This is a genomic window from Methylobacterium sp. C33D (assembly GCF_053345825.1).
Genome location: NZ_JBKFAV010000273.1, coordinates 1 through 255 on the forward strand (window position 1 = coordinate 1; position 255 = coordinate 255).

Genomic DNA, 255 nt, shown 5'->3' on the forward strand with positions numbered 1-255 from the left:
CCCGGATGCCGACGATCTCGACTTCCTCGCCCACCTTCACGATGCCGCGCTCGACGCGGCCCGTCACCACCGTGCCGCGGCCCGAGATCGAGAACACGTCCTCGATCGGCATCAGGAACGGCATGTCGATCGGGCGCTCCGGCTGCGGGATGTAGGCGTCCACGGTCGCCATCAGCGCCAGCACCGCCTCCTTGCCGATCTTCGGCTCCTTGTCCTCCAGCGCCATCAGCGCCGAGCCCTTGGTGATCGGGATGT

The 255-nt window shown here is 67.8% G+C and carries 1 pseudogene; it reads right to left on the reverse strand.

Features of this window, described 5'->3' with window-relative positions:
* A pseudogene (tuf, locus tag ACLBXO_RS32345) lies at window positions 1–255 on the reverse strand (elongation factor Tu); the annotation flags it as partial.